Here is a 25,476-nt window from a genome sequence, read left to right as displayed (position 1 = left end):
CTTCTGACAGCCGGCGCTGCTCTTATGAGTGGAGCTTTTCGGGGGTTAACGCAGATTTTACACCAACTTAAACGGACCTTTTCGAAAACAGGCTGGAGAATTTAACAGAACGCTTCCTATAATAAATAATAAACATAAAGGAAAAGCCGTAATGGCGGGAAAAGCACTGTTTGAAAGAAGGCGTCAATATGCAGGCTGGAAATGGAATCGATCTGGTATTGCTGGTACAGATACTCTGGCTGTCCGTCTGCTGCGCAGGTCTGGTTATCTGCCGGATTCGCAGCGGGAAAAAGGAAAATTAGAGGCAGGCAGCCGCGGAAAAGCCGGAAAAAAGAGGGCATCCCTCAGGTCATCAATCTTTCGTGATGACTGTGGGAATGCCCTCCTTTTATTTATATGGCTTATATGCCCGTATGCCATGCGGCGCAGTATCATATCGTCAGCATTATACCACGGAAAATCCTTTCTTGCGGATGCAGCTTTCCACCTCGGCGGAATCTTCCGTCTGGAATACCATAACAGGCAGGCCGGAATCGCGGTTGAAAGAAAGGTAAATGTAGTTGATATTGATATTGCTCTCTGACAGAGCCTGCAGAAGGCGGTTCAGATTTCCTACTTCATCGGCCAGCTCCACGCCGATGACACTGGTCAGGCGGCAGAGGTAGCCCGCGCCTTCCAGCGCTTCCATGGCCTTTTCGGGCTCGGATACAACCATTCGGTTGATTCCGTATTCCGCGCCGTCATTTGTGCAGGAGCCCCAGATATTGATCCCCGCGTCGGCGAGAATCTGCGTGATACTCTGCAGGGTGCCTTTTCTATTTTCTGCGTATATGGATAATTGTTTCAGCATCCGATCATTCTCCTTTGTGTCGAAATAGAGTGTGCAGTCAGGCGAAGCTGCCGGCTGTCGTTTGGAACAGCCCCGGGTGACTGGCGGCCGGGGCTTAGGAATACGCAAATATCATACCACAGAGCCTGATATTTTACAATGGCAATCAGAAAGACTTTGTGCTATACTACCGATTGACAAGGGCGTAAGACAGAGGAATACGGCCTGCAAACGGCATGGTGAAAAGAATGAAGACATCTGCTGTACGGATGTCATCTGAGGTATCATATGGAAGAATTGAGAAAATTACTTGAAAAATATATGGATCAGAATCTGGAGCGTCTTATTTTAAGCGCGCCCCGGAAAGGGCGGGAGGAGCAGAAGGTCCGGATTCGTCCGGTGCTCCTGAAGGGCCAGCTGAAATTTCAGGCGGAAATATTCCGGGGAACCCAGGCCTTTCATGAAAATATGAGCAGGGAGGAAGCGGCCGCCCGGATCTGCGGCTGGATGGAGGATACTTTCTGCCAGCTGCAGATGTCTGGGGCAGGAGGAGATGTGACGGCCCTGGTAAGCAAAAAGGGCCGGGTGACCGTGAAGGAAAAACGGCGCCCGGGCAGCGGGGGACCGGAGGCCTCCTGTGTAAACAAGGCAAATCTGGAGCATAATAGAAAGAAGGCATATCTTCTGGAGGAAGGGACGCCGGTTCCCTTTCTTGCGGATCTGGGAGTGATGACTGCAGAAGGACGTGTGGTGCGCGCACGCTACGACAAGTTCCGGCAGATCAACCGCTTCCTGGAGTTCATCGAGGATATTCTGCCGGCTCTTCCCCGGGACCGGGAACTGACAATTCTGGATTTCGGCTGCGGAAAGTCCTATCTGACCTTTGCCATTTACTATTATCTGAAGGAGCGCAGAGGGCTGGATGTGCGGATCATCGGTCTGGATCTGAAAAAAGACGTGATTCGGAAATGCAGCGAGCTGAGCCGGAAATACGGATATGAAAAGCTGACCTTTCTGCAGGGCGATATTGCCGGATACGAGGGCTGCAGCCAGGTGGATATGGTGGTGACCCTGCACGCCTGCGATACGGCTACCGACTATGCTCTGTACAAAGCGGTAAAATGGAACGCGAAGGTCATTCTTTCCGTGCCCTGCTGCCAGCATGAACTGAACGGCCAGATCGAAAACGAGACCCTGGCGCCGGTGCTTGGCTACGGGCTTCTGAAGGAACGGTTCGCGGCCCTTATGACAGACGGACTGCGGGCCCGGCTTCTGGAGGGACAGGGCTATGACACGCAGATTCTGGAATTTATCGACATGGAGCACACGCCGAAGAACATTCTGATCCGGGCAGTGAAGCGTCCGGGAACGGAAGAGGCGGAGGAAGAAAAGCGGAGGCAGTGCATGGAGGAGTATGAGCGCTGCGCGTCGGCCATTCATGCGGATCTGACGCTTGCGCGTCTGCTGAGCGCAGAGGCGTCTCCCGCGGAAGCCTACCGGAGAAGAAAGAAAGGAGGAGAAAGCTGTTGAAGAAAACCATTCTGAAAATCGTGTCTATTACAGCAGCGTTTTTCCTGGGGCTTATGGGAATGGGCTATTATCTCATGGCCGGGAACGCGGATTCTACCGCGCATATGGCTTCCGCCACTCTGCCGCTCATCTACCTGGAAAGAGGCGGCCGCTCCTTCAATCTTCTCCACGGCTACACGGAGAGCATGGACGCGGCGTATATCCGGGACGCTGTGCTGCCGCTTTCTGACGACAGGACGATTTCCATCCGGATTGAAAGTCCGGATACGTCTGTACGGAATGTGTATTATGAAGTGCGGAGCACCAATATGGAGCGTCTGATTGAGGACGGTGAGCTGACGGATCTGCAGAGAGACGGAGACGAAATCCGGGCGGACTTTCAGCTGATGGACCTCCTGGAGGAAGGAGAGGAATACCTGCTTGTGCTCCGCCTGGAACTGGAGCAGGGCAGGGAGGTCTGGTATTATACCCATCTGTCCAACATCCCGGATACGCACCTGGACGAATGCCTGGATTTTGTGGACACGATCCACAATGCCCTGTTTGACAAAAACAATACGGTCAGCATTGCCCAGTATATGGAGACAGACTCCACCGCCGACAACGATACCCTCGATCATGTGACGATTCATTCCCGTTACAATCAGATGATCTGGGCGGATATGGACGTACAGCCGCCTTCGGGAGAGGTCCGGACCTATATCACGGAGATAGAGGATTCTGTCGCTTCGATCCGCCTGGAGTATGAGGCAGACTATGTGAATGAAAACGGAGAGACGGAGAGCTATGAGGTGACGGAAGCTTACCGCGTGCGGTATACGGATCAGAGGATGTATCTTCTGAACTATGACAGGAAGACTGACCGGATTTTCGACCCGTCTCTTGATATTTTCTCGGATACAGCCATAAATCTGGGTATCCTGAATACAGAGGTGGAATACCGGAAAAACGAAGAGGAAAACATCGTTGGTTTCGTGCAGAACGGGCAGCTCTGGAGCTATGACGCGGCGCAGAACAAGCTGGCGCTGGTTTTCGGCTTCCGGGAGGGCAGCGATCTCCGGGGCAGCTATGACGAGCATGGAATCCGGATTCTGGATGTGTCGGAATCCGGAAGCATGAATTTCCTGGTATACGGTTATATGAACCGCGGAACACATGAAGGCGAGACCGGCATAGCGCTGTATACCTATGACGCCCTGGCAAATTCTGTGGAGGAAAGAGTTTTTATCGAGAGCAGCCGTTCCTTCGCGGCTCTGGAGGCAGAGCTGGGAGAACTGGCGTATGTGAACAATGATCAGCAGTTCTATCTGTTCCTGGACGGAAATATTGTCCGGATTGATCTGAATACGCTGGAATATGAGAATATTGTGACGGATATCGAAGAAGAAAGCTGTATGGTATCCTCGGATGGGCGGTTTGCCGCATGGCATCAGGAAAACTCCCTGTATGAGTCCGGGGCGGTGACGGTTCTGGATCTGGAGACAGGCACGGGCAGGACGGTGTCGGCTCAGGACGGGTATTATATTCAGGCTCTGGGCTTTATGGGGACGGATTTTATCTACGGAGAAGCCAGACAGAGTGATGTGCAGCAGGATATTGCGGGAAATACGGTCTTCCCCATGGGACGCGTAGTGATTCAGGATCAGAACGGGAATGAACTCCGGACGTCCGATTATGAGTCTCTGGGGAAATATGTGGTTTCCATTTCCATCGAGAACAACCGGATTTCCTTAAGCTGCGTGCAGCGGTCGGCAGATGGAAGCTATACAGAGACTTCGCCGGAGACGATCACCAGCCGTGATGTGGAGAATGCGGAAAAGATTTCCCTGGAGACCAGAAATTCCGGAGATAAGAAACGGGAATATTATTTTGCCCTGTCAGAAGGACACGGATCGGGAAGGCTGAGGAGGCTTACGCCGGAGCAGGTACTCTTTGAAGGCAGCCGCGGCCTGGCTCTTGGAAATGAGACAGCGGATGAACGGTATTACGCCTACGGCTTCGATGGCTCTTTCCTGGGGGCTTATACAAAGGCGAACGCGGCCATCCTTGAGGCCTATGACGCGATGGGCAGCGTGGTGGACGGCAGACAGGCATATATCTGGAAGAGAGGCGGACGCAGCACCCGTGTGGATCTGGGAACCTTTGAGAATCCCCAGCAGAGTGCCGGAGAGTCCAGTCTTCAGGCAGCCATTGAGATTCTGCTGGGAACACAAAAGATTTACAGCGATGTGGAGGCCTATCTGTCCCAGGGCTACACGCCTTATGAAATTCTGACAGAGCAGTCGGGAGGACGGGTTCTCGATCTGTCGGGCTGCTCGATCAGCATGATACAGTATTATATCAGCCAGGGCTGCCCGGTGCTTGCCATGCAGGGCGGAAACGCGGCGGAGCTGATCACGGGCTACGATCAGCAGAATATCATCGTGACAGATCCGCTGACGGGCGAGAGCAGCCGCCGGGGACTGAACGACAGCACTCAGATGTATGAAGGGCTGGGGAATCTGTTCCTGGTCTGTCTTCCGGCTGAGGAGACCTGAGAAAGAAACATGGGAATATAGAAGAAGGAGGAAATGAAACATGGATGAGCGAATCAAGACGCTGGCAAAAAATCTGGTAAACTATTCCTGCAGGGTAAAGGCAGGGGACAAGGTATATATCAATTATACCGGTCCTTCCACAGAAGATTTGGCGAGACAGCTGGTAAAGGAAGTCTATGCCGCGGGCGGTCTTCCCTTTGTACACTATATTAACCCGAAGGTTCAGCGGGAAGTGCTGCTGAACTGTACGGAAGAGCAGATTCGGATCATGGCAGATCTGGCGGCTCAGGAAATGTCTCAGATGGACTGCTATATCGGCGTCCGCGGAAGCGACAACGTATCGGAGCTGTCGGATGTGCCCGCCGATAAAATGAATCTGTACGAAACCCTGTACTCTACTCCGGTGCATCATGGTATCCGCGTGCCGAAGACCCGCTGGGTGGTTCTGCGCTATCCCAACGCGTCTATGGCCCAGCTTTCCGGAACCAGTACGGAGGCCTTTGAGGATTTCTATTTCCAGGTGTGCAATCTGGACTACTCGAAAATGGGCCGGGCTATGAAAGCTCTGGTGGAGCTTATGAACCGCACGGATAAGGTGCGTCTGACTGGAAAGGATACGGATCTGACCTTCTCCATCAAGGATATTCCGGCCATCGCCTGCGACGGCCAGCTGAATATTCCGGACGGCGAGGTATACACGGCTCCGGTGCGGGATTCCATAAACGGCGTTATTACCTACAATACCCCCTCCCTTTACCAGGGCTTCACCTTTGAAAATGTGCGGCTGGAATTTGAAAACGGAAAGATCGTGAAGGCCACAGCAAACAATACCGAGCGGCTGAATCAGATTCTGGACACGGACGAAGGGGCCCGCTATGTGGGAGAGTTTGCTATCGGTGTGAACCCCTATATTCTGAAGCCCATGAAAGATATTCTTTTTGATGAGAAGATTATGGGATCTATCCACTTTACTCCCGGCAACTGCTACGATGACGCCTATAATGGCAATTCCAGCGCTATCCACTGGGATCTGGTGATGATTCAGAGAGAGGAGTACGGCGGAGGAGAGATCTATTTTGACGACCGTCTGATCCGGAAGAATGGCCGCTTTGTGCTGCCGGAGCTGGACTGCCTGAATCCGGAAAACCTGATCTGAAAAGCCTGGCAGACGTAAACGAAGACAGACAGAGACAGACAGAGACAGACACGGGAGCCCCGAAGGCCGCGTTCCGCAGAACCGGCCCCGGGGCTCCCTCTTTTCCCGCGCGCCTGTCGGCGCGCGTCTCATTTTGTTTTTTGCGCTGCTTTCGGTTCCATCCAGCAGGTTAATCTTCTTCGATGACCTGCAGCTCCAGGTAATCGAAATCTATCTGTTCGATAAAGCTGTCCTGATAGAAGCGCACTTTCGCGTGCCGCTGGAATTCCCGGATGTTTGTATCCAGCCACAGGGGCTGGCTTAAATCAAATTCCTGGCAGATCTGATCCAGCGCGTGGAAGACCTTATGAGTTCTCGTGTCCTTTGTGTCATCACAGATGACCGTATCCCGCAGCATGCGGTTATCTTTAAATTCCTTTGCCCAGAGACGGAACATGATTTCCCTCCAAAAAATGAAATGAAGTTTCGATGATTTTCAGTATAGAGGATTCCGGCAGGTTTGTAAAGAAGAGCTGTTTTTGGCTTGCCATTTTTCCCGGAATCCGGTATAATGTCGCTCATATCTTTGAACTGCCGGCTGGCTGCCGGACCGGGAAATCTGCCCGCCGGCGGCAGAACATTTACATTTTATCTGATGTGAAAGAGGAGGAGACATGAGTCCGATATTGTATGATCTTCTGTGGTTCTTTTTCCTGTATGCTTTTGCAGGCTGGGTGATTGGCACTGCCGCAGCCGCTGTCCGCGAAAAAAAGTTTGTGGACGTGGGCTTTCTTTATGGCCCCATATGTCCCGCCTACGGCTTCGGAGGCGTCATCTATATCATATTCCTGACAGAGCTTCGGGGACATCTGTTTTTCCTGTTCCTGGGCGGCGCGATCCTGTCCTTTCTGCTGACGCTGCTTACCGGCTTCGTGCTGGAGCGTATTTTCCACCGGAAATGGTGGGATTATTCCAGAAAACGGTTCCAGTTCAGCGGCTATGTGAACCTGCCTTATGCTCTTGTCTGGGGCGCGCTGGCGGTGATTTCCATTCGCTTCGTGAACCCCTTCCTGCGCGGAATGTTCCGGCTGCTGTCAAGAAGGGCAGGGGAAGTGGTTCTTCTGGTCCTTGTGATCCTGACATTTCTTGATCTGGCAGGGACCCTCACGGGAATTCTGAAGGTGAAATCTCATGTAAAGAAGCAGTCTCTGCTTTACGGAGTGTCGGAAAATCTTCAGAAGACTGCGGATATGATGGGAAAAGGGCTGACCCGGCTGGTCCTCCGGCGTATGGAACGGGCCTATCCCTCTCTGAATGCCGGAGAGCTTCTGAAGGCGCGCAGAGAGCAGGAGCAGAAAAAGAAGGAGGCCAAAGAGGGCGGGGCAGTATTTGCCGCAGGCTGCTCTTTCTATAAGCTGATAGTCCTGTTTTTCCTGGGAGCGTTTCTGGGAGATATTACAGAGACGATTTTTGTCTTTGTGACAGCCGGGAAGCTAATGAGCCGCAGCAGCGTGGTATATGGTCCTTTCAGTATTGTCTGGGGACTTGGCTGTATGCTTCTGACAGCCATTCTCTACCAGTACAGGAACCGCAGCGACAGTTTTATTTTCGTGTTCGGCACGGTGATGGGAGGCGCCTATGAGTACATCTGCAGCGTGTTTACGGAAATCGTGTTCGGTACGGTTTTCTGGGATTACAGCAAGATTCCCTTTAACCTGGGAGGCCGGATCAACCTTCTGTTCTGCTTCTTCTGGGGAATCGCGGCGGTAATCTGGATGAAGGTCCTGTACCCGTTCATCTCAAAATGGATTGAGAAAATTCCAAAGAAAACAGGTATCTGGGCCACATGGATTCTGATAGTTTTTATGGTTTTTGACATCGGAGTGACCGCCCTGGCTCTGAACCGGTATACGGTAAGACAGACGGGAGAGGGAATACATACGGCGGCAGACGCATACATGGACGCTCACTTTCCGGACGAGCGGATCGAAAGCCGTTTTCCGAACCTGAGAATGGTAGAAAAGCCAGTGGGACGGGAAATTCACTAAAAAAATTCTGTGTATTTTTCAGAGGAAAACGCTTGAATTTCGGGAAATTCTATGGTATAGTATTACCTCGTGATATATTATTAAATTCCTTGTTTCCTCCAAAGTGAGGAAGCCAGAGACCAAAAGGAGGTAAAGCATGAACAAGTATGAATTGGCATTAGTTGTGAATGCAAAGGTAGAGGATGATGTCAGAACCGCTACCGTAGAGAAGGCAAAAGAGTACATTGCCCGCTACGGCGGAGTTGTGACAGAGGTTGAGGACTGGGGCAAGAAGCGTCTTGCTTACGAGATTCAGCACATGAGAGAAGGATTCTACTACTTCATTCAGTTCGACGCTGAGGCTGACTGCCCGGCTGAGGTAGAGAAGCATGTTCGTATCATGGAGAATGTCATCCGCTATCTGTGTGTTCGCAAAGACGCATAGACGTAAGGTTTTTTGACCGGAAAAGTGGAGGATTGTTGGTATGAATAAAGTCATTTTAATGGGACGTTTGACGAGAGATCCGGATGTACGCTATTCCCAGGGCGAGAGCGCCACGGCGGTAGCGAGATATACACTGGCGGTAGACCGCAGATTCAGAAGGGACGGCGATGCCACTGCTGATTTTATCGGCTGCGTGGCTTTCGGCAGACAGGCTGAGTTTGCTGAGAAATATCTGCGCCAGGGAACGAAGATAGCGATCACCGGCCGTATCCAGACCGGAAGCTATACGAACCGTGACGGACAGAAGGTATATACCACAGACGTGGTAGTGGAGGAGCAGGAATTTGCGGAGAGCAAGGCCGCAGCGGGCGAGCGCGGCGCAGGCTTCCAGCCCCAGCAGAACTCCAATCCGTTCCAGTCCGCGCCGGCGCCTTCCGCAGCGGCGGGAGACGGCTTTATGAATATCCCGGACGGAATCGACGAGGAGCTCCCGTTCAACTGACAATCGTGGAACAGTTTTTGAAATATAGAAGGAGGTAACAGCCATGGCTTACACAAAATCCGATAAAGGCGACGCTCCGATGAGACGGAGAGGCATGGGACGCAGAAGAAAGAAAGTCTGCGTATTCTGTGGCAAAGAGAATAACGAAATCAGCTACAAGGATGTAGCGAAGTTAAAGAGATACGTATCTGAGAGAGGAAAGATCCTTCCCAGAAGAATTACAGGAAACTGTGCAAAGCACCAGAGAGCGCTGACTGTAGCGATCAAGAGAGCGCGTCACGTAGCTCTGATGCCCTACGTAATGGACTAATACCTGATACATGCGGGTTTTCCGGGGTGCCGGAGAGAAAATTTGACGCAATTTTTACTCAACTATGACACAGGAAAATCGGGGTCGGACTCAGGAAAAAGAACGGGCCGGAGGGCGGGAGGAAAGGAATGGATACATGATTTTCCCTTGCTTTCCGGCCTGGATTATGTTATATTAACGGTAGAAAAGGGAAAGCCAGAGACATGCGGCCTGCCCGATAATAGTTAGCTTATCTCAGATGAGGTCAGCCGTCACTAGTGCGAGTAGTGGCGGCTATTTTCTACCCCGGATTATTCTGTATTAACACTGTATTAACAATAGAAAGCGTCGGTGTATCAAGCGTATTGCTTTTGTACACCGACGCTGTGGGTCTTGACAGTATGAAGAGGAAGGCAAGATGATTCAAAAGAAAAAACTGAATCAGTTTTATATAGAAGAATATGAGCGGGCCGGGCGGAAAAAGTCGAAGAACTCCGTCAGGGATTCGGTGCTGCAATCCCGGGTAAAGAACCTTCAGAGAGCGTTCCGCAGGGCCAGACCCTATCAGACCAACAGCCAGGTGCTGGAGGATCTGCATCGGCAGCTGAAAAATGTGGCGGCTTACGCTTACCGGAAAAACAGGAGGGAACTGATCGAACAGATCAATACGGAGATGATTCCCAAACTGACAGCCCTGGATCTGGGGCTGCTTCTGGAGGAGCAGCGGGAAGGGATAAACGGCGAATTCCTTGCCTGGCTCCGGCGCACCATGCCGGAGGCGGTCTGTTCGGAGACGCTCTTTACCCTTTATCCGAAATTCCGCCGGTATAAGGTGAGAAACAGGATTCTGGAGCTGGTTCCGGCCAGGCCGGAGATGGAGTTTGCGGAGGTGCGGGAGCTCCGCCGCCATTTCATTTTCCATATCGGTCCCACGAACAGCGGAAAGACCTTCCAGGCGCTGGAGCGCCTGAAAGAAGCCGCCTGCGGCGTCTACCTTGGACCCTTGCGTCTTCTGGCGCTGGAGGTCTATGAGCGGATGAATGAGATGGGAGTGCCCTGCACTATGAGAACCGGGCAGGAGTGCATTGAGGAAGAAAACAGCCGGGTTACGGCGTCCACCATAGAAATGGCGGATTTCGATGAAAACTATGATATCGCCGTCATTGACGAGGCTCAGCTGGTGGCGGATACGGATCGGGGCCATTCCTGGACCAAGGCTGTTCTTGGCCTGCGGGCGGAAGAAATCCATATCTGCATGAGCCCTGCGGCTGAGCAGGTGATCTGCCACCTCGTCGGACTCTGCGGGGATGATTATGAAGTCAGGCGCTATGAACGCAAGACAGAGCTGATCTGCGAGGACAGGCCCTTTGTATTTCCGGATGACGTGCGGGAGGGAGATGCCCTTATCGCGTTTTCCAAGAAATCTGTTCTGGATGTGGCGGGACGGCTGGAGGAAGCGGGCGTGAGCTCCAGCGTCATCTACGGCAGCCTGCCGCCGGAGATCAGGAGGCGGCAGACCCGCCTTTTCAACCGGGGAAAGACAAAGGTAGCCGTAGCTACGGACGCCATCGGCATGGGGCTGAATCTCCCGGTGCGCAGAATCGTGTTTCTCCAGGCCGACAAGTTCGACGGAACCAGCCGGAGGCCCTTAAGGACACCGGAGATCAAGCAGATTGCGGGCCGGGCAGGACGTTATGGGATCTATGACAAAGGGTATGTGAGCGCCATGGGTGAGCAGGAACTGGAATATATCCGGGAGAGATTTGAGGCGCCGGAAGAGCCCCTGACCCAGGTGAACTTAGGCTTTCCCCAGGTGCTTCTGGATATCAATGCTCCCCTGGATGAGCTGATGAAAATCTGGTATTCAGTGACGCCATCGGAGCCCTTTGTGAAAGAGAATATCGACGAGGCTCTGTATCTCTATGAGCAGGCGAAAAAATGCCGGAATATGATAGACGGCTTTGAAAACAAGCATCTTCTCTACCGGATGATCACCTGTCCCATCGATATCAAGGACCGCAAGGTGGTGGCGCTGTGGCTGAATTACTGCAAGACCTGGTCGGCCGACGTGTCTCTGGAACGGCCGGTTCTGCGCCGGGAGAAAAAGGGCGGCATTCTTCAGTACGAGACCTATTACAAGCAGCTGGATCTGTATTACCAGTTCTCCCACCGGATGCAGAAGGAGATTGACGAGGAATGGCTGGCCGCGGAGCGGGAAAAGACGGAGATGCAGATCATGAATTATCTGGCGAAGGGCAAGCAGAATTATATCGCCCGCTGCCGCTACTGCGGAAAGCTGCTGCCACTGGGATCGCCGTTTCAGGTCTGCGACCGCTGTTACGAGAGAAAATAAGGAGGGATCTTATGGCGGCAGAGCAAAATCCCTATCAGTTTAACGCGGGGAAATCGCTGCTGTTAAGTAGGCCTGTCTCCAGCCTACAGTATCTACCAGCCAGGAAATAATGGGGGTAGTCACCATAGAGGCAAGAGGAACGCCCGCTCCGGCGATGCCGATAGCCAGTCCCTTTTTCTCCACGAACCAGTTGTTGATGATGGTGGACACGGGTACGTTGTTGACAAACGCGGTGGTTGCTCCGGCAAGGGGAATTAAGACGTAGAACCAGTAAATGTTCGGGGCCAGTGAGCAGGCGAACAGAGCCAGTCCAAAGACGACGGAGCCCGCAATCATAATCTTCTTTTTGGGATTGGTACGGAAATACCTTCCTGCAACCGGCGAGAGCACCATGACGACCGGCATGGAAATGACGGTGGCGAGGTTGAACATGGTACGCGGTACGGAGAAGTCTTCTGATACCAGCCCAATGACGACGTTGGCAATGCTGTTCAGAAGATTGGTGGCCGCGCCTATGAGCACTCCGCCCAGGACAATGATCCAGCCATAGAACAATTTGTCTCCTTTTTTCATTTGTTTCACTCCTATCCTTAATTTTTCTTATTTTAGAATGATGTCTTTTGTATTTTCAATAGAATCGGGGAAGGATGATGAATATTTGAAATCAGAACAATTTTTTTATATCCTGACAGAAAAATATGCCGGAGAGTAGAGAAAAGTATGCGATCAAAAACGCCGCCCGGTCATCATACAGCAGATGACCGGGCGGCAGGTTTTTTCTAAAATATCAGACAGACCGGCGGCGTATCTCTGCCGCCAGCCGGGACAGGCGCGGCATGGCGGCGTCCAGGAAGGCCCGGTGGCCGCAGAAGCCGTCTCTGGAGGAACAGAATACGGAGCTTCTCATGCGGGGACAGCCTCCGCCGCAGATGGAAGCGTAGGGACAGTCCCCGCACTGTTCCGGCATCGTCCGGGGACGGGAGCGGAAAGAAGCGTGCGCGGATGAATCGTAGAGTGTACGGATATTGTCCTCCTGAAGATTTCCGGACAGCCATTCATCCACTGCATAGAAATCGCAGGGATAGACATTTCCGTTGGCCTCCACCACGATCTGGGGATGGCAGTGCCCGGTGATGCCGCAGGCAGTCTCCTGGCCGAAAGCCAGGAGGGCCAGAAGATCGTCGAAGAGCTTGATGCTCATGGGCCGGCCCTGGGTCAGAGTGGGGTACCAGAGGTCAAAAAGCGCGGTATAAAAGGAAGCGTACCGCTCCGGGGTGAGGGCGTATACATTCTGCTCTCCGTCCAGCGGGGCGAGGCAGGGGACGAACTGCACCCAGGCGATCTGCTGCTCGTTCAGAAAATTCCAAAGCTTCTGCGGGTGGCGTGCCGCGGCGTTTGTGAGCACGGTCAGGATATTGTAGGACACATGGAGGCGGTCCATCTTCTTTTTGATATCCAGAAGGTGGGCAAAGGTTCCGTTCCCATGAGCGTCCGGCCGGTTTCGGTCATGAAAATCCTTCGGGCCGTCCAGGGAAAGGCCCACCAGAAAATGGTGCTCTTTAAAGAGGTTCAGCCAGTCGTCGTCCAGCAGCAGGCCGTTGGTCTGGAAGGCATAGGAAATCTGGATACCGTCTCCGGCCAGCTGTCTGGCTTCCTGAATAAACTGCCGGAACCAGCCGATACCGGCCATGGTGGGTTCGCCGCCCTGAAAGGCAAAGGTAATGGAATCGCCGGAGTCCAGCTGGGAAAAAATGTTGGACAGAACTTTCTTTCTGGTCTCGGAGGTCATAACCCCATAGGAGGGCTGCTCCCGGATACTGCTGATATCCGCGTAAAAGCAGTATTTACAGCGCATGTTGCAGAGTGATGAGGCAGGTTTGATCATTACAGACAGATTTTTCATGGGGTCCTCCTTCGATGTACGGCTCTCCCTCCCGGCAGAAGTCTTCTGACGGGAGGGAGAACTTTCTTTTAACAAGATTATAACAAGGGGCGGAGGAAAAGAAAAGGAAATGTTGCAAATGCGACAAACATTTCTGCCCCGGCTGGTTATAATAAAATTATCTGAAATAAAGTTATTTGAAAACTGAAAACGAACTGCCAAACAAAAAATCATACGCGCGGACTGTGGATCTGGATACCGGGAGCAGAGACGCGCCGCGCGGGAAAAGAGAACAGGAGGAAAGAACATGCAGACCAAAGCCTTAAAGCTTCGCGAGAACTTTTACTGGGCGGGAATTCTGGACGACACGCTCCGCGTATTTGACATCATTATGTATACGGAGTTTGGAACCACCTACAATTCCTATATTTACAAGGCCGGAGATAAGGTCATCCTTTTCGAAACGGTCAAGGCAAAGTTTTTTGACGATTATCTGAAGGAACTGAAAGAGATCACAGACGTGACGAAGATTGATTATCTGGTGGTTAACCACACTGAGCCGGATCATGCGGGCAGTGTGGAGAAGCTGCTGGAGCTGAATCCTCAGTTGAAAATTATCGCCACGCCCACGGCTGTCTCCTTCCTGCAGAATATTGTAAACAGGGACTTCTGCAGCATTGCGGTAAGGGATGAGCAGGAGATGCAGATCGGAAACATCACGCTCCGTTTTCTGCATGTGCCGAACCTGCACTGGCCGGATACCATGTACACCTACATTGAGGAAGAACAGGCGCTGGTGACCTGTGATTCCTTCGGCTCCCACTATGCTTCCGAGGACATTCTGGTGAGCAAAGTGAAGAACGAGGATGACTACTGGAAGGCCACCAAGTATTATTTTGACTGCATTATCGGCCCCTTCAAGCCCTTTATGCTGAAGGCTCTTGAGCGGGTGCGCCAGCTTGACGTTTCCATAATCTGTACGGGACACGGACCGGTCCTGGATGCCGGTATTGACAAGATGTACAACACTTACGAAGAGTGGTGCACTGTCGTCAATCCCAATCAGAAAAAGACCGTGGTGATGCCTTACGTGAGCGCCTACGGCTATACCGGCCAGCTGGCAGAGCAGATTGCAAAGGGAATCGAGGACAGCGGCGATATCGAGGTGCGCCGTTATGATATGGTGACGGCGGATCAGGCGAAGGTTCTGGACGAGCTGGGATTTGCGGACGGCATCCTGTTCGGCACGCCTACAATTGTGGGAGAAGCGCTGAAACCCATCTGGGATCTGACCACATCCATTTTCGCGGGAACCCACGGCGGAAAGCTGGCCAGCGCTTTTGGAAGCTACGGCTGGAGCGGAGAAGGTGTGCCTCACATCATCGAGCGTCTGAAGCAGCTCCGTATGCGGGTGCCGGATGAGGGCTTTAAGGTACGCTTCAAGCCAGGCGAAGTGGACATGCTGAACGCATACGATTACGGCTACAATTTCGGATGCATCCTGCAGGATAAGGAGAATCCAAAGAAGAAATCTGCGAAGACGACCCTGGTGAAATGTCTGGTCTGCGGAGAAATTTTTGATTCCTCCCTGGAGGTATGTCCGGTCTGCGGCGTAGGCAAAGAAAACTTTGTGCCGGTGGAGGCAGAGGATACCGGATACCGCAGGGACACGCAGAATCTGTACGCCATCATCGGAGGCGGAGCCGCAGGACTGAACGCGGCGAAGGCGATTCGGGAGAGAGACAAGACAGGCTCCATCTACATGCTTTCCAATGAAGCATATCCGGCCTATAACCGTCCCATGCTGACCAAGTCTCTGGTAGCGGGACTGGACGCGGAGCAGATTGCGGTGCAGGAAGCTTCCTGGTATGAGGAGAACAATGTCTGCCTGCTTCTCGGAAAGAATGTGGTCTCCATCGATACGGAGAAGAAGGAAATCCATACAGATGACGGAGCAAAATTCAAATATACGAAGCTGATTTACGCCCTCGGTTCCGAGTGCTTCATTCCGCCCATTCAAGGCGCGGATCAGCCGGAGGTAATCGCTATCCGCCGGCTGTCGGATACGCAGAAGGTGACAGAGCTTCTGCCCCAGACGAAGGAAGCGGTGGTCATCGGAGGCGGTGTGCTTGGTCTGGAAGCAGCCTGGGAGCTGAAAAAAGCCCGCTGTAAGGTGACGGTTCTGGAACTGGCTCCGAGACTGATGGGCCGCCAGCTGGACGAGGGAGCCGGAGAGATGATTAAGGCAGTCAGCGAAGCGCAGGGAATCACGATCCACACCGGCGTCCAGATTGAAGCTATCGAAGGAGACGGACATGTGACCGGCGTGCGTCTCGGAGACGGACGGGTCTTCCCGGCACAGCTTGTCATTGTATCCTGCGGCGTCCGTGCCAATGTGGCAGTGGCAAAGGCAGCAGGCATCGAGACAGACCGGGCGGTCGTGGTCAACAGCCGCATGGAGACGTCCGCAGCGGATGTATACGCCTGCGGCGACTGCGCCCAGTATCAGGGAATCAATTACGCCATCTGGCCCCAGGCGGTGGAAGAAGGCAAGACAGCCGGAGCAAATGCTGCCGGCGAGACCCTGGAGTACACGGGCGTTCCCGCAGCCCTGACCTTCCACGGCATGAATACAGCTCTGTTCGCTATCGGAGACAACGGCTCCCATCCGGATCTGGTCTACCGGACCGTGGAGTTCAAGGATATGGCGAGAAAACAGTATGAGAAATATTATTTCCGCAACAACCGTCTCTGCGGCGCGATCCTCATCGGCGATGTAAGCCGTATGGGTGAGATGACCGAGGCTGTGGAAAAGAGAGCTTCCTTTGGCGAGCTGTTTGGAAAGTAAGATGGAAACAGGGATATCTTCAGACAGGGAAGAGCAGGCAGTGCGCTTTCCGGCTGAAGGTATCTTTTTCTTTTTTGTTCTTTTGTTTTTTTCATCGATGAGCAGTTATCCGCCTTCTTGTAAATCATGACCCATATGTGCTATAATAGGAACATTAATGAACGAGTGAATCCCGTGTGCGAGAGAGGAATATTTTGGAACCGCATACGGGAGCGGGTATAGGAGCTTTGAAAAGAATGAAAAGAAAGGTTCAACTGAAGGGCCAGCTGAGGCGTTATGTCCAGTGGCCGCTCATATTGAGCGTTCTGCTCCTGGTGATGAATCTGGTCATGTACTTTGTGTCTGTGAAGGCAGGCTGCGTCATGAGCGGATTTCTTATCGTCTATATCGCGGTGGTCTTGCTGCTGTACGTAAAAAACCGGCCGCAGATATACGGGGAACTGGTGTCCTTTGCGACCCAGTACGGGCAGGTGCAGCGCAAACTTCTGAAAGAGCTGGCGATTCCCTATGCGCTTCTGGATGAGGATGGCAGGGTCCTGTGGGGAAATACCGCCTTTTTTGAAGCCAGCGGCAAGGGGAAAAAGAATCTGAGGAAATCCATCACCTGGTTTTTCCCGGAATTTACGCTGGAAATGCTGCCGGAAAGCGATTTCGAGGACAGCAGAACGGTTCATTTTTCCTATGGAGAGAAGGATTACCGGGCAGATCTGCGCCGGGTTTACATGGATCATGTGATGGACAGCAGCACCTTTGTGGAAGTGGAGGAGGACGAAGGCTTTCTGATTGCCGTGTATCTCTTCGACGAGACAGAGATGAACCGGTATATCCGCATGATTCGGGAGCAGAGACTGGTGGCAGGACTTGTCTATCTGGACAATTATGAAGAGGCGCTTGAGACGGTGGAAGAAGTGCGCCGTTCTCTTCTGGTTGCTCTTGTGGACCGGAAGATCAATAAGTATATCGGCGCTCTCGGCGGCATCGTCAAAAAGATGGAAAAAGACAAGTATTTCATAGCGATTCAGGAAAAGGATCTGCCTGTCATGCGGGAGAACAAATTTGAGCTTCTCCAGGACGTGAAGACCGTTAATATCGGAAATGAAATGGCAGTGACTTTAAGCATCGGCCTGGGCTACAGCGGAAAGACCTTCGCTGAGAACTATGATTACGCCCGGATTGCCATTGATCTGGCTCTGGCCAGGGGCGGCGATCAGGTAGTCATCAAGGAAGGAGAGAATATCTCCTATTTCGGAGGCAAGACCCAGCAGGTGGAGAAAGCGACCCGGGTAAAGGCACGGGTGAAGGCCCATGCTCTGCGGGAGTTTATCGAGAGCAGAGACAAGGTTATGGTCATGGGACACAAGAGGTCCGATACAGATTCCTTCGGCGCGGCTGTGGGTATCTACCGGGCGGCAAAGGTCCTTGGAAAACGGGCCTACATTGTCATTAATGAAGTTACCACGTCTATACGCCCCATGAAAAGCTGCTTTATGGATAATCCGGCCTATGAGACGGACATGTTCCTGACCAGCGAACAGGCGATGGAAATGATCGACCAGAATACGGTGCTGGTGGTGGTGGATACGAACCGGCCCAGCTATACGGAGTGTCCGGAGCTGCTTGCCAGGACTTCCACGATTGTGGTGCTGGATCACCACAGGCAGACCAACGAGCAGATCAGCAATGCGATCCTTTCCTACATCGAGCCTTACGCGTCCTCGGCCTGTGAGATGGTGGCAGAGATTCTGCAGTACTTTGATGAAGGACTGAAGATTAAGGCAGTGGAGGCAGACTGCCTGTATGCCGGTATCATCATTGATACCAATAACTTTACCAGCAAGACAGGTGTGCGTACCTTTGAGGCAGCGGCTTTCCTGCGGCGCTGCGGCGCGGATGTGACCCGTGTGCGCAAGATGTTCCGCAGCGATATGGCGGAATACAAAGCGAAGGCAGAAGCAGTGCGCCATGCGCAGCTGTATCACGGATTCGCCATTTCCGTATGCCCCACGGAAAATATAGAAAGCCCCACGATTGTGGGCGCGCAGGCTGCAAATGAGCTGCTGAATATCAACGACGTCAAGGCATCCATTGTTCTGACGGACTATCAGCATAAGACCTATGTCAGCGCCAGGTCCATCGACGAGGTGAATGTGCAGGTGCTGATGGAGCGTATGGGCGGCGGCGGTCATATGAACATGGCCGGTGCGCAGCTGGAATGCGGAGTGGAGGAAGCGATTGAAATCGTGAAGCATACCATTGATAAGCTTCATGAGGAAGGAGAATTTTAAAATGAAAGTAATTTTGATAGAAGATGTGAAGTCCCTGGGAAAGAAGGGACAGATTGTAGATGTGAACGATGGCTATGCCCGCAATTATATTCTGGCGAAGAAGCTGGGACTGGAGGCGACGCCGAAGAATCTCAATGACCTGAAGCTGAAAAAGGCCAATGAGGAAAAGATTGCGAAGGAAGTCTACGAAGAGGCGAAGGCCTTTGCGGAGCGTCTTTCCAAGATGGAGATCAACGTGAGCATCAAGACCGGAGAGGGAGGAAAAATCTTTGGTTCCGTCTCCACCAAGGAGATTGCTCAGGCTGCCCAGGAGCAGCTGGGAGTGGAACTGGACAAAAAGAAGATGCAGCTGCCGAGCCCGATTAAGACCCTGGGAACCACCATGGTTCCGATTCGTCTGCACCCGAAGGTAACTGCAGAGCTGAAAGTGAATGTAAGAGAAGCATAAGATGGAAGAAGCGATTATCAAACGTGTGATGCCTCACAGCCTGGAGGCGGAGCAGTCGGTCATCGGTTCCATGATTATGGACCGGGAGGCAGTTCTGGTAGCCTCTGAGATCCTGACCGGAGAGGACTTTTACCAGCGCCAGTACGGGATTGTGTTTGAAGCCATGGTGGAGCTCTTCAATAAGGATGAACCGGTAGATTTGGTCACGCTGCAGAATCAGCTCCGGGCCAAGGATGTGCCGGAAGAGGTCAGCAGCATGGAGTTTGTCCGGGATATCCTGAACCAGGTGCCGACCTCGGCCAATGTAAAATACTACGCGAACATTGTGGCGGAGAAAGCCACGCTGCGCAGGCTGATCCGTCTGAACGATGAAATCAATAATCTCTGTTATGCAGGTACGGAGCCCATGGAGGAAATACTGGAGCAGACAGAGAAAAAGGTGTTTGATCTGGTACAGCGGCGGAATGCCGGAGATTTTGTGCCGATTCGCCAGGTGGTGCTGAACGCCATACAGAAGATTGAGACAGCTTCCCGCACAAAAGGAAACGTAACGGGAATTGCCACGGGTTTTAAAGATCTGGATTATCAGACCTCGGGATTTCAGCCTTCGGACCTGATTCTGATCGCAGCCCGCCCTTCTATGGGAAAGACAGCCTTCGTGCTGAATATTGCTCAGTATATGGCTTTTCGCAGCCATGTGACCGTGGCGATTTTCAGTCTGGAGATGTCAAAGGAGCAGCTGGTGAACCGTCTCCTTTCCATGGAATCCGGTGTGGACGCCCAGAAGCTGAGAAACGGAAACCTGACAGATTCCGACTGGGAGCGTCTGGTGGAAGGGGCGGAAGGCGTAGCCTCCTCCAACCTGATTATTGACGATACGCCGGGTATCACCCTGGCGGAATTGCGCTCCAAATGCAGAAAATACAAGCTGGAAAACCAGCTGGGAATCATTATGATTGACTACCTGCAGCTGATGTCGGGAGGAGGAAGAGGCTCCGAGTCCAGACAGCAGGAGATTTCAGATATCTCCCGCGGTCTTAAGAGTCTGGCGAGAGAACTGAACGTGCCGGTGGTAGCTCTGTCTCAGCTGAGCCGTGCCGTGGAACAGCGGCCCGACCACAGGCCCATGCTGTCAGACCTTCGTGAATCAGGAGCCATTGAGCAGGACGCCGACATGGTCATGTTCCTGTACCGCGATTCTTACTATAATAAAGATACGGAAATGAAGAATCTGGCTGAAGTGATTGTGGCCAAGCAGAGAAACGGCCCTGTGGGAACCATTAATCTGCTCTGGATGCCGGAATATACAACCTTCAAAAACTTCAAACCGGGACCGCCCATCTAGGCGGTCCTGATTTCTGCCTGTGCACGGTATGTCCTTATCAACTTGGGTCGGCTTAAAAAAAGTCATAAAATTTCCTTTTATCCCCTTGTAAAAGATTGTAAACCTGTTATAATAGCAATATGGAAAAAATATACATATTTTGGAGGGGACAGGTATGAGTGACGTTCGGTATATGATTTCCGATGCGGCAAAACTGGTGGATGTGGAAGCTCATGTACTCCGTTACTGGGAGGAAGAGCTGGATCTTCCCATCGGACGCAATGAGATGGGACACCGTTATTATACAGAAGAAAATATCCGGTTATTCCGGCAGATCAAAGAACTGAAAGACCAGGGAGTGCAGCTGAAAGCGGTAAAAATGCTGCTGCCGGACCTGGAAAAGGGCGATTCTGAAATCACCCATCTGCTGGCCCGGGCGGACAAGCTGCCGATTTCCGCGGACAGCCAGACAGCGGCCCGGGAAGAGAAAATGCACCGGTTCCAGTGCATTATGAGCCGGCTGATTTCGGAAGCGCTGGAGGACCATACAGAGAAAATGGGAGTGGAAATCGGAACTCAGGTCAGCGATCAGGTGATTAAAGAGATGGATTATCTGCTTCGGATGAAAGAGGAACGGGAGGACGAGCGTTTCCGCCGTTTGGACGAGACCATCCGCAGTTCCCAGAAAGCCCGAAAGGAGCGGGCCCTTTTCGGCGGAGAGGAGAAAAAGAAACGAGGTTTTTTCAGACAGAAAAAGGGACAGACCGTATAGGCCTGTCCCTTTGCTGTACGCTGATTCAGCCGATTACTCTGCGCTGATTGCGCCGTTCGGACACTCTGCCTCGCAGGTTCCGCAGTCAAGACATGCGTCTGCGTCGATTACGTACTTGCCGTCACCCTCGCTGATAGCTTCTGCCGGACATACCTCTGCGCATGCGCCGCAGCTTACACACTCGTCACTGATTACATAAGCCATAATGTAAATCCTCCTTTTTATTCTACCTGCCGGGGAACGTAGGAAAACGTCTCTGCCGGGCGGGTAATTTTATGTGTCATCCTGATACCTTCCCATGCGGAGAAGCCTTGAAAGCTCTGCGCCGGAAGGATTGTTTACAGGTGTATTTTATAATAAATATTCAAATTATACAAGTGAAAAATATGTAAACAGAGGATTGTACGTAAAGATGTACAAAATCTGCGCTCCAGAGAGACAGCTGTAATTTAAATTGAAATTTCTGAATGAATTCCTTGCAAATTACTCGGAATTAGATTATAATAAACCTTGCAAATGTGCAGATAATAGTGAAAGCAGACAGAACAAAAGCAAGATAGATAAAGGAGGAGTTTCAGATGGCACAGGTAACAAAGGACATGCTGATTGCGGAAGTGCTTCAGACAAATGAGAACATGGCAAATATTCTGATGCGGGAAGGCATGCACTGTATCGGATGCCCGGCACATCAGTTTGAGAGTCTCGGAGAGGCTGCTATGGTTCACGGCATCGATCCGGACACGCTGGTAGCAAGACTGAATGCGTTTCTTCAGGCAGTCTAAAGGCTGGAGCGTCAGGCAGAAAGACTTCTCCGGGCGCTGATTTGGTCAGTAAAAAAATAGCAGAAGAGAATAAAAAGCACGGCTGCGTACCGGGATTTCCGGTCTGCAGCCGTATTTTTGTTCTCTTGTTTTACGCTGTATCTGTCATTCAAACCGCCAGCTTACAGAAGCGCAAGCTTCTGCAGAGCCTGTTCTCTGACCATGGCCTCTTCATGCTCATCCAGATAGGCTTCGCTGGCAGAGGAATACTTGCCGCTGGAGCCGTATTCGGAAAGAATATTGGCTACTTTGTTGAATTCTTCCGGGCTGTGGCCGCTCTTGCGGATCACCAGGCAGTAGCTGCCGTCTTTGGCCAGACGGTACAGGGAGTTGTATCCTTTATAATATCCCTGAAGCACATGGGCGGCCGAAATGACCGTATCCAGATTCGGGAAAAAGTACATACGGGTCAAATCAAGCTCGGAGGCCAGTTCTACGGCCTTTTCCGCCTGCTCCTCCCTGCCGCTCTCTTTCAGGTGGCGGTCGATCAGCCGGCGGAACATATCCAGCACATTGTCGGCGCCTTCCGGAAGCAGTCCATTCAAATCGCCTGCCTCATCACCGGCGCTTTCGCCGCCCGGGGCGAACTTGGAGAATCTGGTATCCAGCTCCTCCGGATCTTCCACCTTGGTGATAATCAGAACGATGCATTCATTGGGAAGCGGTATCGCCTCTATCATCAATGGGATATTATCAGCTTCAAAACCGAATTCAATGGCTGCCTGCTGCATCATATCCCGAAACAGCTCTTTTGCCTTTTCCGTGCCATAAGCCAGCTCGCTCAGCTTAATCTGGCGGTTGGCCAGGTCATCCCTGGTCAGGGTACAGCGTATCTGGTTGTCATTCAGTTTTTCTATTCTCATAATCCTCACATCCAAATCTGCAAATCAACTGGTTCTTTTCTATTATATACATTTTTGAAAGTATATACAATATTTAATCGGAAGTCAATACGTTAAAAATACCAATTTTTTATAAAGATTTTCTAAACAAAAAATGAAATTTCAGGAACGCTTGCATTTATTTTCCATTTTGTTTTATAATGAAAAAGCGAAGAAGCCGCCGGAAGAAAGGAGGCGGATTACGAATGATTCTCCGGATCTCCCGGAGTCCTGTGCCTGTGTAAGCCAGGCTGTTTCTTGTTTTCATTCACCAGATCGGTGGAATTTCCACAGAACCACGATTGTCAGAGAAAGATGTTTTTAAAAGAATAAGGCGGTTTTTTCGGATAATATATCACGAATCCTTTTGGAAAAGAGAGGAAGCCGCGGCTTTTTACTTACTGTTACGCAGGTGAGGCCCCTCCGAACCGGACAGAAGCGGAAGCCGCAGCTTCCTTTTGCGCTTTGTGGGCAGGAAGTTTCTAAAAGCCTTTCTGTGAACAGTCTTTCTCAGAAAATTCCGTGAATTTTTCCGAATGACGAACCGGGGAGAAAAATGTAGAAAACAGGGGTGACGTACCGTGGAAATTCTGTTATTATAATGGAAACAGGAGGATTCTGCAATGACGGCAAAAAAACGAAGGAAAAAAAGGAAAATGCAGGTAAACAGACGGGTAGCGCCTGTACTGGCAGTGCTGCTGCTGATCATTGTCGTGCTGGCTGGTATATTTGTCAGCTATCTGATAGATAAATACAGCCCTTCCAAGGAGCGCATGGCGTGGACGGAATATTATTCTGTGTCGGAAGCGGACGAAGTGGCAGTGATTCTGAACGATGAGTTGACGGAGATCAAGGGGCGTATGTTTGACGGCGAGGTCTATGTGACGACCGATACGCTGTACGATTACCTGAATTCACGTTTCTACTGGGATCAGGCGGAAAATCTGCTTTTGTATACGACGCCTACAGAAGTGGTTACGGCTGCAGTGGGAAGTAATACCTATACGCAGGGGAACCAGAGTTATACGGAAAGCTATGTGCCTGTTAAGGTGGATGGAGATACGGCATATGTTGCGCTTTCATATATCCAGAAGTATACAGCCCTTCAGTATGAGGTTATGACGGACGAGGTGAACCGGGTCGTGATTACCACAGAATTCGGCACGATAGAGACAGTGACCGCGAAGAGAACGGGTCAGGTGCGTTACCGCGCCGGTATCAAGAGCCCGATTCTCACGGAAGTGAAAAAGGGTGACATACTCTATGTGCTGGAAGAGGAGGAGGATATCGGAGACTGGACAAAGGTAAGGACAGCGGACGGCTTTATCGGCTATATCCGGAACAGAAGTCTGGGCAGCCGGGGCGAAGAGACGATTGAATCCAATTACGAAGAGCCGGAGTACACAAGCATTTCAAAAGATTACACCATCAACATGGCCTGGCATCAGGTGACGAATTCGGACGCAAACAGTAACGTGCTGGAAATGATAGCGAATACAAAGGGACTTACGACGATTTCGCCCACCTGGTTTTTCCTCAATGACAATGAAGGAAACATAGAGTCTCTGGCCAGTCAGACTTATGTAAATTACTGCCACCAGAACGGAATCGAGGTATGGGCTCTGGTGGAGGATATTACCTATAAAGACAGTATCGTGGATTATGAGATCCTGTCCCGGACTTCTTCCCGCCAGCGTCTGGTAAGCAACCTGATTGCGAGGGCCATCGAGTATGATCTGGATGGTCTGAATATCGATTTTGAGTATATTAACGCGGATTCCGCAAAGGCATTTCTGCAGTTCCTGCGGGAGCTGTCCATCCGATGCCGCCAGAATGGAATCGTGCTTTCCGTGGACAACTACCGTCCGGCGGATCACAATACGTTCTATGATCTGGAAGAGCAGGCAGTGGTGGTGGATTACGTGATTCTGATGGGCTATGATGAGCATTATGCAGGTTCTGAGACAGCGGGAAGCGTAGCCAGCATCAACTGGGTGCGTGAGGGCATCGAGCTGGCGCTGGAACAGGTTCCGGCTGAGAAGCTGATCAATGCCGTTCCGTTCTATACACGCCTGTGGGAGGAGCGGCCCCTTACTGAAGAAGAAGAGGCAGAGCTTCCGGCGACAGATACCAGTGTACACGTGAAGGTATCCAGCCGGGCCTACGGCATGGATGCCATTGACGAGGTTCTGGCAGATAATGGAGCTGAAAAAACCTGGGACGAGACTTCGGGCCAGTATTACGCTGAATATACGGCGGATGGAAATACCTATAAAGTCTGGCTGGAAGAAGAGGAATCCATAGCTTTGAAGGCGTCGCTTATCAAGGAATACAATCTGGCCGGTATTTCTGCATGGAAGCTCGGCTTTGAGCGGCAGGATATCTGGGATGTGATTCTGAGATATGTCAATTAGTAAATGATAAATGGGAAATGATAAAGATACAGCAAACAGCAGCAGTATGCCGGCTTTGTCCGGCACAGGAAGCGCCCGCGGCATCCGCCGCGGGTGCTTCCTGTTACTGTCTTCCGGTTTCTGCTTCCCGCGGCTGCTTCCGGCTCCGGTTTTC

21 protein-coding genes are annotated in these 25,476 nt (G+C 51.8%); 15 read left to right on the top strand and 6 right to left on the bottom strand.

Annotated elements, in window-relative coordinates:
• Positions 1-445: 445 nt before the first annotated feature.
• Positions 446-850, bottom strand: coding sequence for an amino acid-binding protein (locus tag B5E82_RS06340; RefSeq protein ID WP_087306723.1), 405 nt, complete (start codon positions 848-850; stop codon positions 446-448).
• Positions 851-1,117: 267 nt separating this feature from the next.
• On the opposite strand from B5E82_RS06340, the gene B5E82_RS06335 reads away from it, so the two are divergent.
• Genes B5E82_RS06335 through B5E82_RS06325 form a run of 3 tightly spaced genes read left to right on the top strand, consistent with a single transcriptional unit; the run spans position 1,118 to position 6,052 of the window.
• A complete protein-coding gene (locus B5E82_RS06335; protein WP_087306722.1) occupies positions 1,118-2,359 on the top strand; it encodes a class I SAM-dependent methyltransferase in 1,242 nt (413 codons plus the stop codon).
• Complete coding sequence (locus tag B5E82_RS06330; protein WP_087306721.1) at positions 2,356-4,896, top strand: hypothetical protein; 2,541 nt, start codon at positions 2,356-2,358, stop codon at positions 4,894-4,896. The genes B5E82_RS06335 and B5E82_RS06330 overlap by 4 nt, the downstream gene beginning before the upstream one ends.
• Positions 4,897-4,936: 40 nt before the next feature.
• Positions 4,937-6,052, top strand: coding sequence for an aminopeptidase (locus B5E82_RS06325; protein ID WP_087306720.1), 1,116 nt, complete (start codon positions 4,937-4,939; stop codon positions 6,050-6,052).
• A gap of 169 nt (positions 6,053-6,221) precedes the next feature.
• On the opposite strand, the gene B5E82_RS06320 is transcribed toward B5E82_RS06325, so the two are convergent.
• On the bottom strand, positions 6,222-6,488 hold the full coding sequence (locus B5E82_RS06320; RefSeq protein ID WP_087306719.1) for a hypothetical protein: 267 nt from the start codon (positions 6,486-6,488) through the stop codon (positions 6,222-6,224).
• Between the two features lie 217 nt (positions 6,489-6,705).
• On the opposite strand from B5E82_RS06320, the gene B5E82_RS06310 reads away from it, so the two are divergent.
• The 5 genes from B5E82_RS06310 (at position 6,706) to B5E82_RS06290 (ending at position 11,647) form a co-directional block, all read left to right on the top strand.
• Positions 6,706-8,079, top strand: coding sequence for a putative ABC transporter permease (locus B5E82_RS06310; protein WP_206415637.1), 1,374 nt, complete (start codon positions 6,706-6,708; stop codon positions 8,077-8,079).
• A gap of 136 nt (positions 8,080-8,215) precedes the next feature.
• Positions 8,216-8,503 (top strand): 30S ribosomal protein S6, encoded by a 288-nt coding sequence (gene rpsF / locus B5E82_RS06305; RefSeq protein ID WP_087306717.1) that lies wholly within the window; start codon positions 8,216-8,218, stop codon positions 8,501-8,503.
• A gap of 40 nt (positions 8,504-8,543) precedes the next feature.
• Complete coding sequence (locus B5E82_RS06300) at positions 8,544-9,005, top strand: single-stranded DNA-binding protein (RefSeq protein ID WP_087306716.1); 462 nt, start codon at positions 8,544-8,546, stop codon at positions 9,003-9,005.
• A gap of 43 nt (positions 9,006-9,048) precedes the next feature.
• Complete coding sequence (gene rpsR / locus B5E82_RS06295) at positions 9,049-9,315, top strand: 30S ribosomal protein S18 (protein ID WP_087163381.1); 267 nt, start codon at positions 9,049-9,051, stop codon at positions 9,313-9,315.
• Between the two features lie 397 nt (positions 9,316-9,712).
• Positions 9,713-11,647, top strand: coding sequence for an SUV3 family DEAD/DEAH box RNA helicase (locus B5E82_RS06290; RefSeq protein WP_242966255.1), 1,935 nt, complete (start codon positions 9,713-9,715; stop codon positions 11,645-11,647).
• Between the two features lie 39 nt (positions 11,648-11,686).
• Here B5E82_RS06290 and B5E82_RS06285 read toward each other — a convergent pair whose 3' ends face one another.
• Positions 11,687-12,220, bottom strand: coding sequence for an MFS transporter (locus tag B5E82_RS06285; RefSeq protein WP_087306715.1), 534 nt, complete (start codon positions 12,218-12,220; stop codon positions 11,687-11,689).
• A 214-nt stretch (positions 12,221-12,434) separates the two neighbouring features.
• A complete protein-coding gene (locus B5E82_RS06280; protein ID WP_162610725.1) occupies positions 12,435-13,550 on the bottom strand; it encodes a radical SAM/SPASM domain-containing protein in 1,116 nt (371 codons plus the stop codon).
• A gap of 286 nt (positions 13,551-13,836) precedes the next feature.
• On the opposite strand from B5E82_RS06280, the gene B5E82_RS06275 reads away from it, so the two are divergent.
• From B5E82_RS06275 to B5E82_RS06255, 5 genes are all read left to right on the top strand, one after another.
• Positions 13,837-16,377, top strand: coding sequence for an FAD-dependent oxidoreductase (locus B5E82_RS06275; RefSeq protein WP_087306713.1), 2,541 nt, complete (start codon positions 13,837-13,839; stop codon positions 16,375-16,377).
• 236 nt (positions 16,378-16,613) lie between these two features.
• Positions 16,614-18,662 carry a DHH family phosphoesterase gene (locus tag B5E82_RS06270; protein WP_087306712.1) on the top strand — a complete coding sequence of 683 codons (2,049 nt, stop codon included), beginning with the start codon at positions 16,614-16,616 and terminating at the stop codon, positions 18,660-18,662.
• A gap of 1 nt (position 18,663) precedes the next feature.
• Positions 18,664-19,110, top strand: a complete 447-nt coding sequence (rplI, locus tag B5E82_RS06265; protein ID WP_087306711.1) for a 50S ribosomal protein L9 — start codon at positions 18,664-18,666, stop codon at positions 19,108-19,110.
• 1 nt (position 19,111) lies between these two features.
• Positions 19,112-20,455, top strand: coding sequence for a replicative DNA helicase (gene dnaB, locus B5E82_RS06260; RefSeq protein WP_087306710.1), 1,344 nt, complete (start codon positions 19,112-19,114; stop codon positions 20,453-20,455).
• Between the two features lie 154 nt (positions 20,456-20,609).
• The gene (locus B5E82_RS06255; protein WP_087306709.1) at positions 20,610-21,206 is read left to right on the top strand and encodes a helix-turn-helix domain-containing protein; all 597 of its coding nucleotides are present in this window, start codon (positions 20,610-20,612) and stop codon (positions 21,204-21,206) included.
• A gap of 33 nt (positions 21,207-21,239) precedes the next feature.
• Here the strand turns inward: B5E82_RS06255 and B5E82_RS06250 are convergent, their stop codons facing one another.
• Positions 21,240-21,410 (bottom strand): DUF362 domain-containing protein, encoded by a 171-nt coding sequence (locus B5E82_RS06250; protein ID WP_087306708.1) that lies wholly within the window; start codon positions 21,408-21,410, stop codon positions 21,240-21,242.
• Between the two features lie 374 nt (positions 21,411-21,784).
• Here B5E82_RS06250 and B5E82_RS06245 point away from each other — a divergent pair, with 374 nt between their 5' ends.
• Positions 21,785-21,988: a DUF1858 domain-containing protein gene (locus B5E82_RS06245; protein WP_087306707.1), complete on the top strand. Its 204-nt coding sequence runs from the start codon at positions 21,785-21,787 to the stop codon at positions 21,986-21,988.
• A 161-nt stretch (positions 21,989-22,149) separates the two neighbouring features.
• Here the strand turns inward: B5E82_RS06245 and B5E82_RS06240 are convergent, their stop codons facing one another.
• The gene (locus B5E82_RS06240) at positions 22,150-22,890 is read right to left on the bottom strand and encodes an adaptor protein MecA (protein WP_087306706.1); all 741 of its coding nucleotides are present in this window, start codon (positions 22,888-22,890) and stop codon (positions 22,150-22,152) included.
• A 674-nt stretch (positions 22,891-23,564) separates the two neighbouring features.
• Between B5E82_RS06240 and B5E82_RS06235 the strand changes: the two genes are divergently transcribed.
• Positions 23,565-25,322 (top strand): glycosyl hydrolase family 18 protein, encoded by a 1,758-nt coding sequence (locus tag B5E82_RS06235; protein WP_242966254.1) that lies wholly within the window; start codon positions 23,565-23,567, stop codon positions 25,320-25,322.
• Positions 25,323-25,476: the final 154 nt, after the last annotated feature.

The sequence above is a fragment of the Lachnoclostridium sp. An138 genome (assembly GCF_002160765.1).
In the GTDB taxonomy this organism is placed as follows: Bacteria; Bacillota; Clostridia; order Lachnospirales; family Lachnospiraceae; genus Laedolimicola; species Laedolimicola faecalis.
Note: the sequence above shows the minus strand (reverse complement) of the source record. Positions and strands in the feature narration are given on the sequence as shown.